This is a genomic window from Shimia sp. W99, from assembly GCF_053851455.3.
Map to the genome: position 1 here is coordinate 805,866 of NZ_JBSQBU020000001.1, position 15,313 is coordinate 821,178.

The following is a 15,313-nucleotide window of genomic DNA, read 5'->3' on the forward strand; positions in this document are numbered from 1 at the left end:
GAAGATTATGAGGCGGGCGAAATCGAGGGCTGTACCGCTACTGTGATCGGGGTGGCCGGGGCGCTGCGCAGGCGAACCGAACGGATCAGGTCAAGCGCTGCGAGTGTGAGTTGCGCAAAACCGGGGGCGGCCATGAAAAGCGGCTGCCATTCGGGGTTGAAGCAGGACTTGAACTGACGCAATCCCGGGCCGCCCCCAAGCACGTGGAAGCGCCGGCGCAGACCGCGTTCGAGCAGCGTCGCTCCTCCGGGTAGTGCGGGGGCGGCTGCGAGCGAGAGGCGTGCCGCCCCTGCGGCGGCGGCTCGTGTGATGGCGAGATGAACGAGCGCGTGCATGGTGCCATCAGGAGCCTCTGGCAAGACGCGCATCAAATCGAGACACCACTCTCGCTGGGAGACATGGAAGCTTACAAAACCAATCAACTGTCCGTTGTCATGGGCCAGGTAGACGCGTTGACCGGATACGTAAGGGCCATCAAACCGCCCCATGGTAAAGCCGCGCGGGACACCGTGTTTGTCTTCCCAGGCGCGCGATACCTGCACCATGGCTTCGAGCGGCAAAGGTGTGTTGGCCTCGCTCAGGGAAATGCCCGCTTTTTCGGCCTGGCGGATCTTGCGGCGCAGCTGACGGTAAGCAGGGCCATCGAGCGCGTGCAGGGAGGGATCCAGAACGGCCTCGTCCGAAATGTGAAGAACGGACCAGCCCGCGCTGCGGGCGTGCACGGCCTGGCGGGCGGTGATCTTGTATTTGCAGACAATCCGGTTCTGGGCCCGTGCCGCGCGGCGAAGCGGGGCAGCGAGAGAACCGGAATGTCCGTCCAGCGGATCGAACAGAGCGGTCAGTGTCTGGCCCGTGCGCACGATTCCGCAGCTGCCGGTTTCACAGCGCAGGATGGCGCCGCCGTTCTGACGTAAAACGCCAAGTTCGGCCCGAGCCTGCGGTGTGTCTGGCAGTGTTTCAAAAGGCAGAAAGAGCGCCGGAGCGGCGGCGGCCTGATCGGTGGCGGATTTGCGGGCAAGGCGCGACAGCAGGATGGCGCCGCCAATCAGAGCGGGCAGGGCGTAGTAGACCGCGCGGAAGGCCAGCACCCCGGCCAGCAGTTCGGCCTCGGGCACATGGGGCAACAGCGCAAGCAGGGTGAGTTCGAACGGACCAACCCCACCCGGTGTGCCGGAAAAGATGGCTGCGCCAAGGGCGATCAGAAAGACCGGAAGAAGTGTGGCGAAACCAAGGGTCAGGGTTTCGGGCAGCAGGACGTAAAGCGCGAGGGCGGCAAAGACGGTGTCAAGAACACAAAGGGAGAGCAGGGCGAGGAGCGCGGGCAGAGTCGGGAGGCTGATCACGCGCCCCCCCCGTCCCAGAACCGGGAAGAAAAAGGCGACGAGCACCAAAAGCGCCGCACCAATCAGGATCAGAGGTGGCAGGAGTGTGGGAATGTGCGGGGTCGGCAGAACCAGCGCGGCAGCGGCGATCACCACGGACAGGGCAGCCAGAAATGTCACTGCCACGAAACCGGCGAGGCGCGCCGCATCGCTGAGCGGTAGGCCCGGCATCATCCGCCAGCGCACAAAGGCGCCAACGACGACGCCCGCGCCAAGCGTTTGACCCAGCGCGATGGCCGTCGCGCCGGCGCGCATGGCCTGGGAAGATGGGCGGGACATCTGAAAGTGGCGCAGGGCAATCACGTCATAGCGGGCCACGGCGAGGAAGCTGAACCCGGTGAAGGCCAGCGCGAGGCCCCAGCGCCATGGCGTGACTTGTTGAACACCAGCCCACATAGCGGACATGTCGAACCCGTCCAGTTGATGTGCAAGGAATACGCAGCACGCCACACCCAGAAGCAGGGGCAGCGCATGGCGCAGCACCTGACGGGTTCGATGGAGAGATTGCATGGCCATCTGGGCGACTCCGACTGTCCCTTGTCGACTCTCACTATGAGAGGTCAGGGTTTCGGCCCGCTTAATGTCGAAAATCCGCGCAAAAAAAAACGCGCAAGCTGCTGCCTGCGCGCCATTGTCACATCAGTGTCATGAAGCGATCCCGGGGGATCAGACCTCATTCATGATCTGTTCCTGCGCCTGCGCGAGAAGCTCGGCGCGTTTGGCGCGGATCACCTCTGCGGTCACGTGACCTTCGAGATCACCGACAACCTTGCGGATCACGTCTTCGTGGCCAGCTTCTTCGAAATCGGCAATCACTACGGTTTTTGCATAATCGTCAGCCTCTTGGCCGGACTTGCCCATCTGCTCGGCAGCCCAGAGGCCCAGCATCTTGTTGCAGCGCGCCTCGGCCTTGAACTTCATTTCCTCGTCATGGGCAAATTTGTTCTCGAAGGCGTTTTCGCGGTCGTCGAAGGTGGTCATCAGAAGATTCCCCTGAAAGCGTTGAAGTTGTCCCAGATATGCCCTTTGGGCGCGGATGCTGCAAGAGGGTCGGGTATGCTTGCGACAATGCCGCCCATCCAGTAAGAGAGCGCCTGACTCCGGGACTCAGCCCGGCACATGAGGAAGGGCAGCCATGGCGCGCGGCAAGAAAATCTACGAAGGCAAGGCCAAGATCCTGTTTGAGGGGCCCGAACCGGGCACTATCGTGCAGTATTTCAAGGATGACGCCACCGCGTTCAATGCCGAGAAGAAAGACGTGATTGATGGCAAGGGCGTTCTGAACAACCGTCTGAGCGAATATTTCATGGTCGGCCTGAACCAGATCGGCGTGCCTACGCATTTCCTAAAACGACTGAACATGCGCGAGCAACTGGTGCGGTCGTGCGAGATCATTCCGCTTGAAGTGATCGTGCGCAATTTTGCCGCCGGGTCGATGAGCAAGCGTCTTGGCATCGAGGAAGGCACACAACTCCCGCGCCCGATCGTGGAGTATTGCTACAAGGACGACGCGCTTGGTGATCCGCTGGTCACGGAAGAGCATATCGCGGCCTTTGGCTGGGCCACGCAGCAGGACATGGACGATATCCTCGGGCTTGCGCTTCGGGTGAATGATTACCTGTCGGGTGTGATGTATGGCGTCGGTATCAAGCTGATCGACTTCAAGATCGAGATCGGTCGCGTCTATGAAGGGGATTTCCAGCGTTTGGTCGTCGCCGATGAAATCAGCCCGGACAGCTGTCGCCTTTGGGACATCGAGACCGGGCAAAAGCTCGACAAGGACGTGTTCCGCCGGGATCTGGGTAGCCTGACGGATGCCTATGCCGAAGTGGCGCGGCGACTGGGCGTGATGCCCAAGAACTCGGGGCCGAGCAAACCGACATTGGTCAACTGACCCGGTCGCGTGCATGGCGCGCGACGGAATTGAGTATTTTGGCAAGATGAAGACACCTTGGAACGGTGCCTTCCATTCGGAGAAGAAGAACATGAAAGCGCGTGTCTATGTGATGCTGAAAAACGGGGTTCTGGATCCGCAGGGCGAAGCGGTGCGGCACGCGCTTGGCAGCCTCGGGTTCGATGGCGTGGAAGGCGTGCGTCAGGGCAAGGTAATCGAGCTTGATCTGGCCGATGGCACCACAGAGGCCACCGTGACCGAGATGTGCGAAAAGCTGCTCGCCAACACTGTGATCGAAAGCTACCGCGTGGAAATGGGCTGAGGCCCCCTCGTAGAGTTTTGATTGCGTCAAACGCGCGCTTGGCCTAGCCTTTGAACCAATTTTCAAAGGGGCCGGGGGTCGCGGATGATCCATCGTACCGCATTTCTGAGCGTTGTATTTTGTGCTGCTTTCGTCTGGACTGCGGGTGGCGTGGTATTGGCGCAGGGTTCTGGCGGCAGCGCGGCTGCGCAAAATGGCGGTGAGGGTGGTCGCGCCACAGCACAGGACGGCACGGGGACGACCCAGAGGGGAACCGCTTCGGAGCAAGTCCGGGCGGAAGACCCGCAGGACAGTCAACCCGTTGCACCCGATGACCCGCTCGCGCTGGCCGACCACAGCCAGCGAGCGGGGGCGGATGCGGGTGATCCTTATGCGGCCTACAACTATGTGATCCCGATCTTCAACGGTCCGCGCATGAGTGAAGCCACGCTGCGCGCAGTGCTGCCGTATCTGGAAATTGCCTATGAGGGCTGGAGTGGGGGATCGGACCAGGAGCAGGTCTATGCCGCCTATGCCGCGCGCCAGATCGGTCAGTCGTTGGGGCATCTGTCGGAACATGCCGAGTCGCTCAGATGGCTCAGCATCGCGGTACGTATCCTGTTGTTCAATCTGGACGATCCGGGCAACGAAGTGTTGCTTGCGCAATGTTACGAGGACATGGCGATCACCCTGCAGGCTCTGGAGCGCCACGAAGCGAGCCTTGACTACTTGGGGCAGGCGCGGCGCATTTACCTCGCGCACAAGGACACGATCGAAGGCATGGAGTTGTCTGCGGCGAATACGCTTTTGAACGAGGGCGTGGGCCTGGACGGCCTGAAGCGCTTTCGCGAAGCGATCGCGGTTTATGAAGACGCGCTTGAGGTGTTCGAGGCAGATAGCGGTATTGGGCAGAAGGGAAACAAGAGCGAGATCATTGCGGCCTATATCGCCAACAATATCGGCGTAAGCTACTGGAAGCTAGAGGAGTTCGAGGCGGCGGAAGCGTGGATCAAGCGGGCGTTGCCGGTCATTGAGCGCGTCGACGGGCCGCTTTCGGATACCACGGGCAAGGCGCGGATGAATATCGGCATCGTGATTTCCGAAACCGGGCGCTATGACGAGGCGATCCGGTGGGGCATGTCGGCGATGCCTTATATCGCGGCCAACCGGACCCAGTCGCTGAGTGACCAGCGGTGGCTGTTCGAGATGTTCTCGCGCGCATTTGCGGCCAAGGGGAACCGGGAACGGGCGATCTTTTTTGGAAAGATGGCGGTCAATGCACAGCAGGAGCTGCGCGCACTGAACGCCACCTTAAGCCAGAGCGGGACCGAGGATTTGCGTGCCGAGTGGCGGCGGCTATACGAGGAACTTGCCGATCTGCTGATCGCCGAAGGCCGGATCAGCGAAGCGCAGGCTGTGCTCAATATGGAAAAGGAAGAGGAAGTTTTCGAATTCCTGCGCCGCGATGGCGGGGCGGAGTTGAGCAATACGCGCGCAATTTTGACCGACGGTGAGTTGAGTGTTGAGGCGCGGCTGGCGGCGCTTGCCGAAATCCCGATCCAGGCCGAACAGGCGTTGCATGGGCTTTATGCCAAGCTCGATGCGGGAACGGCGACCGAAGCCGAAGAAGAGCAATTGATGCTTTTGGAAGACGCCTTGCAGGTGGCATCGGATGAGTTCAACGCCGCGGTGGATGCGTTTCTTGAACAGGTTGAAGACGAGGCGGCGAAGGCAGGTCTGCAAGACCAGTTTGACGCGGTGGGCGCCTATCAGGATGTGCTGGCTGGATTGGATCGTCCGACCGCAATCCTTCAGGTCGCCGCCCTTGACGAGGCCGTGCACCTTTTCCTCACCTTACCGGGGGTGACGTTGCACGAAGAGGTTGCACTTTCCAAAGGAGCATTGGCGCAGCAGGTGCTGGATGTTTTGCAGGCGATCGAAGGGCAGAGTCCGGAGGCGCAAGCCCGGTTGGAAACATTGCATGATGTGGTCTTTGCGCCGGTGCGCGGGTCGCTGGATGCCGCTGGAACCGAGGTGGTCATGCTCAACCTCGAAGGGTTCCTGCGATACGTGCCGTTTGCAGCGCTGCATGATGGCGAACGCTATCTGGTCGAGAGCTTTGCGTTTTCGCTCTATTCGACGGCGGTACCGACCCAGTTCGCCCGTGGTCCCCGTGTGGCAGATGCGGCGGCGGGGTTCGGGGTGACGCGCGCCCATCCGGGGTTTTCGCCTTTGCCCGGTGTTGCGGATGAAATTGAAACGATTTTTGCGGCCAGCGACGGGCAGGGCGTGCTGCACGGCGACGCGATGCTGGACGAGGGATTTGACACCAAAAGCCTGCGCCGGGTGCTGATGCGTAAGCCCGGCATCCTCCACATCGCCAGCCATTTTGCTCTTTTGCCGGGGCAGGAGGACGATTCCTTTTTGCTGCTGGGGGATGGGTCGCATCTGAGCCTGAGTGAAATCCGGGAAACCCGCGCTTTTCGGTTTCGCGGCGTGGACCTGTTGACGCTGTCTGCCTGCCAGACGGCGCGGGGCGGGGATGGGTCGGAAATCGACGGGTTCGGCGCGACGGCACAGTTGAACGGAGCCAGTTCGGTGATGGCGTCACTCTGGCCGGTGGCGGATTCGGCGACGCCGATCCTAATGCAGGATTTCTATCGCGGCATGATCGAAGAGGGACTCGATAAGGCCGAGGCGCTGCGCCGGTCTCAGATCAAGATGCTGCAAAGTGAGGGGCAAGTGACGGGCGCGACCCGGACTGCCGAGGGGCTTGTCGAGGAGTTTGGTGATAGCGGCTTTCAGCACCCCTATTTCTGGTCGGCTTTCGTGTTGATGGGCAACTGGCTCTGAGCGCCCTCTTGGGGCTGGAACCCAAGGGCAAGATAGGCTAGGGGAAGCCCATGAGAGCCGCCCAGTTGACAGCCTATCGACAGCCTTTGACGCTGGCCACGATCCCGGATCCGGAGCCGCTACGGGATGGCGTGGTCCTGCGTGTTCTGGCGTGCGGCGTGTGTCGGTCGGACTGGCATGCCTGGAGCGGGGCAGACCCGGATGTGGTGCTCCCGATGGTGCCGGGTCATGAGTATTGCGGCGAGGTGGTTGCCGTGGGTTCCGAAGTTACGCGCTGGCGTGTTGGCGACCGAGCGATTGCACCTTTCATTCTTGCCTGTGGACGCTGCGGCGATTGTGCGGCGGGCAACCAGACAACCTGTGCAACGCAGGTTGTGCCTGGTTTCACCTGTGACGGGGCTTTTGCCGAGATGATCGCGGTTGCGCATGCCGATGCCAACCTGACCGCTTTGCCGGACACGCTTGCGCCAGAGATTGCCGCCGGTCTTGGCTGCCGGGTGACGACGGCCTGGCAGGCGCTGGTCGGGCGGGCCGAGTTGAAGCCGGGCGAATGGCTGGCCGTATTTGGTGGCGGGGGCGTCGGGATTTCCGCGCTTTTGCTCGGCCGGGCTCTGGGCGCGCGGGTTGTCGTGGTCGACGTGGTTCCCGAAAAACTGGACTATGCCCGCGCGCTGGGTGCGGATGCGGTGGTCAATGCGGCCGAGCAGGGATCGGTGGACGCGGTGCGCGAGATTACAGGCGGGGGCGCGCATGTGTCGGTCGAGGCGCTTGGCATCGAGACCACCACCGTGGCGGCGATGCGGTCCCTGCGCAAGATGGGGCGCATGGTGCAGATCGGCATGCCTGCTGGAGATCATGCACAGATGCGCCTGCCGATGGATGTGCTTTACTCCGGGCAATTGAGCGTGCATGGCACGCGCGGTATGCCGAGTTGGAGATACCCGTCGTTGTTGAACCTGATCGCGGGGGGGCAGGTTGATCTGAGCCCGCTCGTGACCCGTACGATTGCGCTGTCAGATGTCAGCGCGGAACTTGCCGCTTTTGACCGTCCGGCCCCGCCGGGCGTGGCGGTCATCACCGATTTTCAGAACTAGGAGACGCCAAAATGCGCGCTGCTGTCATCGTTTTTCCCGGATCGAACTGTGATCGTGACCTTGCTGTTGCCTTTGAGCAGGCTGGCATGGATGTGACCATGGTCTGGCACAAGGACACGCAACTTCCCGAAGGGTTGGATATCGTGGGCGTGCCGGGCGGTTTCTCATTCGGCGATTACCTGCGCTGTGGTGCGATCGCGGCGAACTCTCCGATCTGCAAGTCGCTGATCAGCCACACCGAGCGGGGCGGATATGCCATTGGCGTTTGCAATGGTTTCCAAATCCTGACCGAAACCGGCATTCTACCGGGGGCGCTGCGCCGCAATGCGGGGCTGAAATATATCTGCCGCACGGTGGGTTTGAAAGTTGAGAACAACGAAACTGCCTTTACCAGCGGCTATGACCTGGGGCAGGTGATCGACATTCCGATCGCGCACCATGACGGAAACTATTTTGTCACCGACGAAAAGCTGGCGCAGCTGCGGGACGAGGGACGGATCGCCTTTACCTACACCGACAACCCCAACGGGTCGGTGGCCGATATTGCGGGTGTGATTTCCAAGAACCGCCGGGTTCTTGGCATGATGCCGCACCCCGAACGCGCGGCGGATGCAGGCCACGGCGGCACCGATGGGGTGGCAATGTTCCGCTCGTTGATGGATCAGCTGGCCACCGCCTGACTTGAGATCAGCCACCGTGGTCCGTAATCTGGGGGGCATGAGCCCGCCCCCTGTGAAAATTCCGGATATGCCTCGGCCGCGAGCCGCCAGCTGGCGCGTGCGCGCGGCGCTGGCGGCGCTTTGCATATTTGCCGGGGTGACGATCTGGGTTACGAACAGCCTTTTGACGGACCGGTTCACGCAGAACACGCGCAATCGCGCAGAGCTGCGGTTGGCGCTCTATTCGGGAAACCTGCTTTCGGAATTGCGCCGCAACGCTATCGTGCCGCAGCTTCTGGCCAAGGACCCGGCGTTGATCGGGGCGCTCAATTCCGACGACTATTCGCAATCCACCGCGCGGCTGATTTCCTTTGTCGATGAAATCGGGGCGGCATCGCTGTTGTTGCTGGATGAAAGCGGGCGCACAGTGGCGGCGACGGATCGAACGCGGCTTGGGGTCAATCACCGATCCAGTGAGTTCTTTGTCAATGCGCTGCGTTCGAATGCCACCCTGTTTTCGGCGACGCAGGACGATGCGGGGGCCAATCGGTTCACCTATTCTCGGCGTCTGGACAGCCAGGGGCAGGCGATCGGCGTGATCGTTGTTGAGGTGGATCTTCACAAGTTCGAGCGGGCCTGGGCCGGGATTTCGGATGCGGTATATGTCACCGACAGCCAAGGGACGATCCTGTTGGCGTCGGAACCACGCTGGCGTGGTCGGACCGAGGCCGAGGCGCTGGCGCGTCAACCCGCGCAGGGGGCGATCGAGCGCGCCATTCAGGCAACTGCGGATTGGACGCAGGTGCCTGCGGATGCCTATCTTCAGGGCGAAGCGGTCATGCGCAAGGACGTGCGGATTCCGTTCCGCGGCTGGCGCATGACCTCGTTCACGACCTATGCCAGCGTGCGGGAAAAGGTGAACGCGGTTCTGGCACTGGAGATCATGGGGTTCGCTATTCTTCTGGCGCTGGCTTTCTATGTGCTGAGCCGCAAAAGCGCGGTGCGCATGGCGTTGTTCCAGCGGGAGTCGGCCGATCTTCGTGCCCTCAACCAGCGCCTGCAGCGCGAGATTGCCGAACGGGAACGGATGCAGCAGAGCCTTGAAGTGGCCGAGCACAGCCTTGCGCAAAGTTCCAAATTGGCCGCGTTGGGAGAGATGTCGGCGGCGGTGAGCCACGAGTTGAACCAACCGCTGGCGGCGATGAAGACCTATCTTGCCGGGGCGCGGTTGTTGTTACGGCGCAATCGCCCGGAAGAGGCACTGTCCTCGTTCCAGAGAATTGACGATCTGATCGAGCGGATGGGGGCCATTACCAAGCAGCTGAAATCCTATGCCCGAAAAGGCGGCGATGACTTTGCCCCCGTCAACATGCTGGATGCGCTGAATTCGGCCCTGTCGATGATGGAGCCGCAATTGCGCCAGCGCGAGGTGCGTATCAGCCCCATCCTGCCGGATGAACCGGTGCGTGTGATGGGGGACCGGGTGCGGATCGAACAGGTGATGATCAACCTGCTGCGCAACGCGCTGGATGCGACCGAAGGCGTGGATGACCCCGAAATCGACATCATCCTTGCGGCGGGGGAAACCGCGACGCTGACGGTGCGCGACAACGGCCCCGGAATCGAAAACCTTGATGATCTGTTCGAGCCCTTCTTTACCACCAAGCAGCCGGGCGAAGGCGTTGGGCTGGGGCTGGCGATTTCATCGGGAATTGTGAACGACCTGGGCGGGCGGCTGACCGCGCGCAATGGTCATGGACGGGGGGCTGTATTCGAAGTGCAGCTGCCTATCTTGAGTGAAGATATGGAAGCAGCGGAGTAAACGCGTGGCACAAGGTATGAAGATTGCGATCGTGGATGACGAACAGGATATGCGTCAGTCGATCAGCCAGTGGCTGGCCCTCTCGGGCTATGACACGGAGACCTTTGCCAGCGCCGAGGATGCGCTCAAGGCGCTGGGGTCGGACTATCCGGGTATCGTGATTACGGATATCAAGATGCCCGGAATGGACGGGATGCAGTTTCTCAAGAAGTTGATGGGGGCGGATTCGGCGCTTCCGGTGATCATGATTACCGGTCACGGGGATGTGCCGATGGCCGTGGAGGCGATGCGGGTCGGGGCTTATGATTTCCTCGAGAAACCGTTCAACCCGGATCGCATGAGCCAGCTTGCCAAGAAGGCCACCAATGCACGTCGTCTGACGCTGGACAGCCGGGCCCTGCGCCGGGAACTGAGCGATGGCGGTCAGATCATGAAAAAGCTGATCGGGGCCAGCCCGGTGATGGAGCGGCTGAAGGAAGACATTCTCGACCTGGGTCAGGCCGATGGACATGTACTGATCGACGGGGAAACCGGAACCGGAAAGACGCTGGTCGCGCATGCGCTGCACGCCGTCGGAAGCCGCGCCGGGAAGAAATTCGTGCTGGTCAGTTGTGGTGCTTTCGAGGAAGAGTCGCTGGGGCGGCGTTTGTTCGGCCCGATGCAGCCCGAGGATAGCCAGTTGCCCGCGATCGAAGAAGCGCGCGGTGGTACGCTGGTTCTGGAAGACGTGGAAATGCTGAGCGATGGTCTCCAGGCCAAGTTGCTCAACGTGATCAACGAACAGGGCACGCCTGCCGAAACCCGGATCATCGCGATTTGCAACATGCAGGAGCAGGATCGCACCTGCGAAGACGCCCTGCGACCGGACCTGTTCTATCGGCTGGCCGCTCTGCGGATCACCGTGCCCCCTCTGCGTCAGAGAGGTGAAGATATTCTGACGCTGTTTACCCGATTGGGCGAACAATTTGCCGAGGAGTACGGGTGTGATGCGCCCCAGGTCAGTGCGCAGGAAGCCGCGCAGCTTTTGCAGGCACCTTGGCCCGGAAATGTGCGTCAGCTGATAAACCTCGTGGAACGCGCCGTGCTTCAATCGCGCCGGGGTGGGGGGACTATCGCGTCGCTGTTGATGAGCGACCACGAAGACATGCAGCCGGTGATGACAACCGAAGGCAAACCGCTCAAGGAATATGTGGAAGCCTTTGAGCGGATGTTGATCGACAACACCATGCGGCGGCATCGCGGGTCGATTGCGTCGGTCATGGAAGAGCTTTGCCTGCCGCGCCGAACGCTGAACGAGAAAATGGCAAAATACGGATTGCAACGGGCGGATTATCTTTGAGCGGACGCGGCGTGTCGTGCTTGACCATGCGCATGCGCATTGAATTTCGGCCCTGTCAGGTCAAATGCAGACTTCCCCGTGTCGGTGGTGTCGTTTCGGCATTGTAATTTCTAGTTGGCTGGTCTTATGTAGATACACGGCAGACTTGGGTTTTTCAGTCTGACCAGATGAGTTTCGCTGAACAGTGTCACGCATGAGGCCCATGGCCGGGCGCATTGTTCAGACCGATTAGGCCCTCAAAAGGGGCCAATGAGATGCCTCTCCGCATGGCGGAGGGCAAATAACAGGCGCGGGGCCAAAGCAGGCCTGATGCGTCGGAGAAGAAACGCGATGAAGCGCGCGATCAAATTATTGGACAGAGCAGAGGCCGCCAGCGGCCCTCTTGTCCGCGCGCCTGACATTGCACAGACAAGCCACCCTTCGGAATTTGCCCTCAACGCCCCACCAGGGCGCGGACGATTGCGTGGGTGCACACGGATAACATGGCTAAGAAAATGCTCATTGATGCCACCCACGCGGAGGAAACCCGCGTCGTGGTGGTGGACGGAAACAAGGTCGAGGAGTTCGACTTTGAATCGGAAAACAAACGTCAGCTAGCAGGAAACATCTATCTCGCCAAAGTCACGCGCGTGGAGCCGTCGCTTCAGGCCGCTTTTGTTGACTATGGCGGAAACAGGCACGGTTTCCTCGCTTTTTCGGAAATTCATCCCGATTACTACCAGATCCCAGTTGCGGATCGTGAAGCGCTGCTTGAAGAGGAGCGCGCCTATGCAGAGTCGCTGAAGACCCGCGACGAGGAAGAGGAAAAACCCAAATCCTCGCGGTCCCGTTCGCGCTCGCGTTCGCGTTCGAGAAAGTCCAAGGACACCGCGGTTAACGAGGCCACCGAGGATAAGTCGGTCGCAACGGCGGACGAAGCCTCCAAGGCTGTTGACAAGGCCGAAGCTGCGCCGATTGCCGGCATGGAGACCATCGACCTTGATGAGGGAGATGCGGAGGACACCGAAGGTTTGTCCCCGATGGAGCTTGTCGCGGAAACACCGGTTGAAGAGCCGGTCGATGAGCCCTCCGAAGTAACTGAAAACGCGACTGAGACGGTGGAAGTCGTCGAAGAAGAGGCAGCGCCTGAGGTGTTAGAAGAGCCTGAGGTGGTGGAAGAGTCAGTCGAGGAACCCGAAGTTACAGCGGCGTCTGAAGATGAGACGACGGATGAGGGCAACAAGGAAGAAGACGACGGCAAAGACAGCGGCAAAACCATGGCCGCCAAGTCTGAATCCGAGGATTCGGTGGCCACGAAGGACCCGGAGACCGGCGAAGAGACCGTGATAGAAGCGCAGGATTCGGAAGAACCGGAACCTGCAGAAACGGCCGCGTCCGAATCTGAGGGCGACGATTCCGAAGCAGAAGTCGTGGAAACGGCGGAAGCATCAGAAACGGCGGAAGCCGAGGAAAGCGCACCGGATGAGGACGTCGAGGAGGCTGCTGATACCGACGGCACGCCATCGGCAGAGGACACGGTTTTGGATGCCAAAGCGGAAGATGTTTCTTCTGACACGGACGCGCCATCGGAAGACGTGGATGGTGTGGATGAAAGCGATGAAACGCCATCAAAAGGGGCGGATGCCGCTGCCAAAGATGACAGCATCGAATCCGTCGCCGAGGAGGATGATAGCGAAGATATTCGTCCGCCGCGCAAGCCGCGCCCGCGCCGCTACAAGATTCAGGAAGTGATCAAGGTACGCCAGATCATGCTGGTGCAGGTGGTCAAGGAAGAGCGCGGCAACAAGGGTGCTGCGCTGACGACCTACCTGTCGCTGGCGGGTCGGTATTGCGTTCTCATGCCCAACACGGCGCGTGGCGGCGGCATCAGTCGCAAGATCACCAACGCGGCGGACCGCAAGAAGCTCAAGGAAATTGCGTCGGAGATCGAAGTGCCGCAGGGCGCCGGCCTCATCGTGCGCACGGCGGGTGCCAAGCGGACCAAGACCGAGATCAAGCGCGACTATGACTACCTCAAGCGGCTTTGGGAGCAGATCCGCGAGTTGACGCTGAAGTCGATCGCACCTGCGAAGATCTACGAGGAAGGCGACCTGATCAAACGCTCGATCCGCGACCTTTACAACCGTGAGATCGACGAGGTTCTGGTGGAAGGCGAGCGTGGTTATCGCATCGCCAAGGACTTCATGAAGATGATCATGCCGTCCCACGCCAAGAACGTGAAACAATACACCGATCCGCTGCCGCTTTTGGCGCGCTATCAGGTGGAAAGCTATCTGTCGGGCATGTTCAATCCGACCGTTCAGCTGAAGTCGGGCGGCTATATTGTGATTGGCGTGACCGAAGCGCTGGTGGCAATTGACGTGAACTCGGGCCGTGCCACCAAGGAAGGCTCGATCGAGGAAACCGCGCTCAAGACAAACCTTGAGGCCGCTGACGAAGTGGCGCGCCAGCTGCGTCTGCGCGACCTTGCGGGTCTGATCGTGATCGACTTCATCGACATGGACGAACGCAAGAACAATGCTGCCGTCGAAAAGCGCATGAAGGACAAGCTGAAGACCGACCGCGCCCGTATACAGGTTGGCCGCATCTCGGGCTTTGGCCTGATGGAAATGAGCCGTCAGCGTCTGCGGCCCGGTATGATCGAGGCCACGACCCAGCCTTGCCCGGCCTGCCATGGCACAGGGCTGATCCGATCGGACGACAACCTTGCGCTGTCAATCCTGCGCCAGATCGAGGAAGAGGGTACGCGCCGCCGCTCACGCGAAGTTCTGGTGAAATGTCCGGTTGCGATTGCCAACTACATCATGAACCAGAAGCGCGAGCACGTGGCGCAGATCGAGGCACGCTATGGGCTTTCGGTCCGCATCGAAGGCGACATGCATCTGATCTCTCCTGAGTTTACGCTTGAGAAATTCAAGACGGCGACACGCGTGGTTGCCGAGGTCGCTGCCCCGGTCGTGTCGGTCGATACGTCCCTGATGGACGAAATTGACGAGATGGACGCTGCGGCAAGTGAAACCCCGGAAACGCCCGAAGCAGGTGAGGAGGAGGCAAAACCCAAGAAGCGCCGCCGTCGCCGCCGCCGCCGGAGCAAATCGTCGGGCGGGTCTTCCGAAAATGACGCCGAGGCTTCGGATGCCAACGAAGTCGACGAGATCCAAGATCACGACGGCGCAGCTGGTGAAAGCGAGTCGGATGCCGAGGGTGAAGCCGAGGTCGCAGAAGCGGTTAAGGTAGAGGAAAAACCCAAATCTCGGTCAAGAAGCCGTTCGCGCAGCCGCTCACGGTCGAAGAAATCCGAGACACCTTCTAAAGAAGTGGCGGAGTCGCAAGATACTGTTGCGGTTGAAGCAACTGCTGGCGAAGGCGAACCGGAAACGGTGGAAGAGGCCCCGGAGGTGGAAACCGCCGAAGCTGCGCACGAAGTGGTGAACGGTAAGGATGTCGATGCGCGAGCGCCTGCGGTTGAGGCCGAGGTTGCGACCGATGAAGCAGACGAGACCGGTGTCGAAGACGCAGAGGTTGCGGAAGAGGTTTTGGAACCGGTTCCGGCGCCGAAGGAAGAAGAAACGGTTGCGCCTGAAGCGCCTGCCGAACCGCCCAAGCCCAAGCGCCGCGGATGGTGGTCCATGGGCCGCTGAGTTTAACAAGAAGCGCCGGGGGAGACCCCGGCGTTTTCTTTTGCGCTATCGCTTTTCGACGATGAAGATCATGTGACCGTCCTGTTCGCTCATGCCATGGAACATATGTCCGGATTCGTTGCAAAAATGCGGAACATCGATAATGGCAGCGGGGTCATCCGCGAGCAGTCGGATACGGGTGCCGGACGCAAGCGGGATCATCCGTTTGCGTAGCCGCAGGACTGGTAGCGGGCACAGGAGACCAATTGCGTCGATTTCATGATCCATGACAATGACATATTCCGCGAGATTTGTTGTGTAAACCGAGATGTGACGCAGCTGTGACCGG

The 15,313-nt window shown here is 60.7% G+C and carries 11 protein-coding genes; 8 read left to right on the top strand and 3 right to left on the bottom strand.

The annotated features are described in order from the left end of the window. Positions 1-5 precede the first annotated feature (5 nt). Together ACS3QZ_RS03920 and ACS3QZ_RS03925 are read right to left on the bottom strand one after the other, a co-directional pair. On the bottom strand, positions 6-1,898 hold the full coding sequence (locus ACS3QZ_RS03920) for a phosphatidylglycerol lysyltransferase domain-containing protein (protein ID WP_456036661.1): 1,893 nt from the start codon (positions 1,896-1,898) through the stop codon (positions 6-8). A 150-nt stretch (positions 1,899-2,048) separates the two neighbouring features. Further along, positions 2,049-2,363 carry a DUF1476 domain-containing protein gene (locus ACS3QZ_RS03925; protein WP_093094113.1) on the bottom strand — a complete coding sequence of 105 codons (315 nt, stop codon included), beginning with the start codon at positions 2,361-2,363 and terminating at the stop codon, positions 2,049-2,051. Between the two features lie 154 nt (positions 2,364-2,517). On the opposite strand from ACS3QZ_RS03925, the gene purC reads away from it, so the two are divergent. From purC to ACS3QZ_RS03965, 8 genes are all read left to right on the top strand, one after another. Beyond that, positions 2,518-3,276 carry a phosphoribosylaminoimidazolesuccinocarboxamide synthase gene (gene purC / locus ACS3QZ_RS03930; RefSeq protein WP_093094114.1) on the top strand — a complete coding sequence of 253 codons (759 nt, stop codon included), beginning with the start codon at positions 2,518-2,520 and terminating at the stop codon, positions 3,274-3,276. 91 nt (positions 3,277-3,367) lie between these two features. Next, a complete protein-coding gene (gene purS, locus ACS3QZ_RS03935) occupies positions 3,368-3,598 on the top strand; it encodes a phosphoribosylformylglycinamidine synthase subunit PurS (protein ID WP_093094192.1) in 231 nt (76 codons plus the stop codon). 84 nt (positions 3,599-3,682) lie between these two features. Then, on the top strand, positions 3,683-6,430 hold the full coding sequence (locus tag ACS3QZ_RS03940) for a CHAT domain-containing tetratricopeptide repeat protein (RefSeq protein ID WP_456036662.1): 2,748 nt from the start codon (positions 3,683-3,685) through the stop codon (positions 6,428-6,430). 50 nt (positions 6,431-6,480) lie between these two features. Then, entirely contained in the window at positions 6,481-7,524 is a 1,044-nt protein-coding gene (locus tag ACS3QZ_RS03945) for a zinc-dependent alcohol dehydrogenase family protein (RefSeq protein ID WP_456036663.1), read from the top strand. Between the two features lie 11 nt (positions 7,525-7,535). After that, entirely contained in the window at positions 7,536-8,204 is a 669-nt protein-coding gene (gene purQ / locus ACS3QZ_RS03950) for a phosphoribosylformylglycinamidine synthase subunit PurQ (RefSeq protein ID WP_456036664.1), read from the top strand. Positions 8,205-8,271: 67 nt separating this feature from the next. After that, positions 8,272-10,005: a sensor histidine kinase gene (locus ACS3QZ_RS03955; RefSeq protein ID WP_456036665.1), complete on the top strand. Its 1,734-nt coding sequence runs from the start codon at positions 8,272-8,274 to the stop codon at positions 10,003-10,005. Between the two features lie 4 nt (positions 10,006-10,009). Continuing rightward, positions 10,010-11,344 carry a sigma-54-dependent transcriptional regulator gene (locus tag ACS3QZ_RS03960; RefSeq protein WP_093094119.1) on the top strand — a complete coding sequence of 445 codons (1,335 nt, stop codon included), beginning with the start codon at positions 10,010-10,012 and terminating at the stop codon, positions 11,342-11,344. Between the two features lie 482 nt (positions 11,345-11,826). Continuing rightward, positions 11,827-14,985, top strand: a complete 3,159-nt coding sequence (locus ACS3QZ_RS03965) for an Rne/Rng family ribonuclease (protein ID WP_456036666.1) — start codon at positions 11,827-11,829, stop codon at positions 14,983-14,985. Positions 14,986-15,030: 45 nt separating this feature from the next. On the opposite strand, the gene ACS3QZ_RS03970 is transcribed toward ACS3QZ_RS03965, so the two are convergent. After that, positions 15,031-15,252, bottom strand: a complete 222-nt coding sequence (locus ACS3QZ_RS03970) for a sulfurtransferase TusA family protein (protein ID WP_456036667.1) — start codon at positions 15,250-15,252, stop codon at positions 15,031-15,033. Positions 15,253-15,313 lie beyond the last annotated feature (61 nt).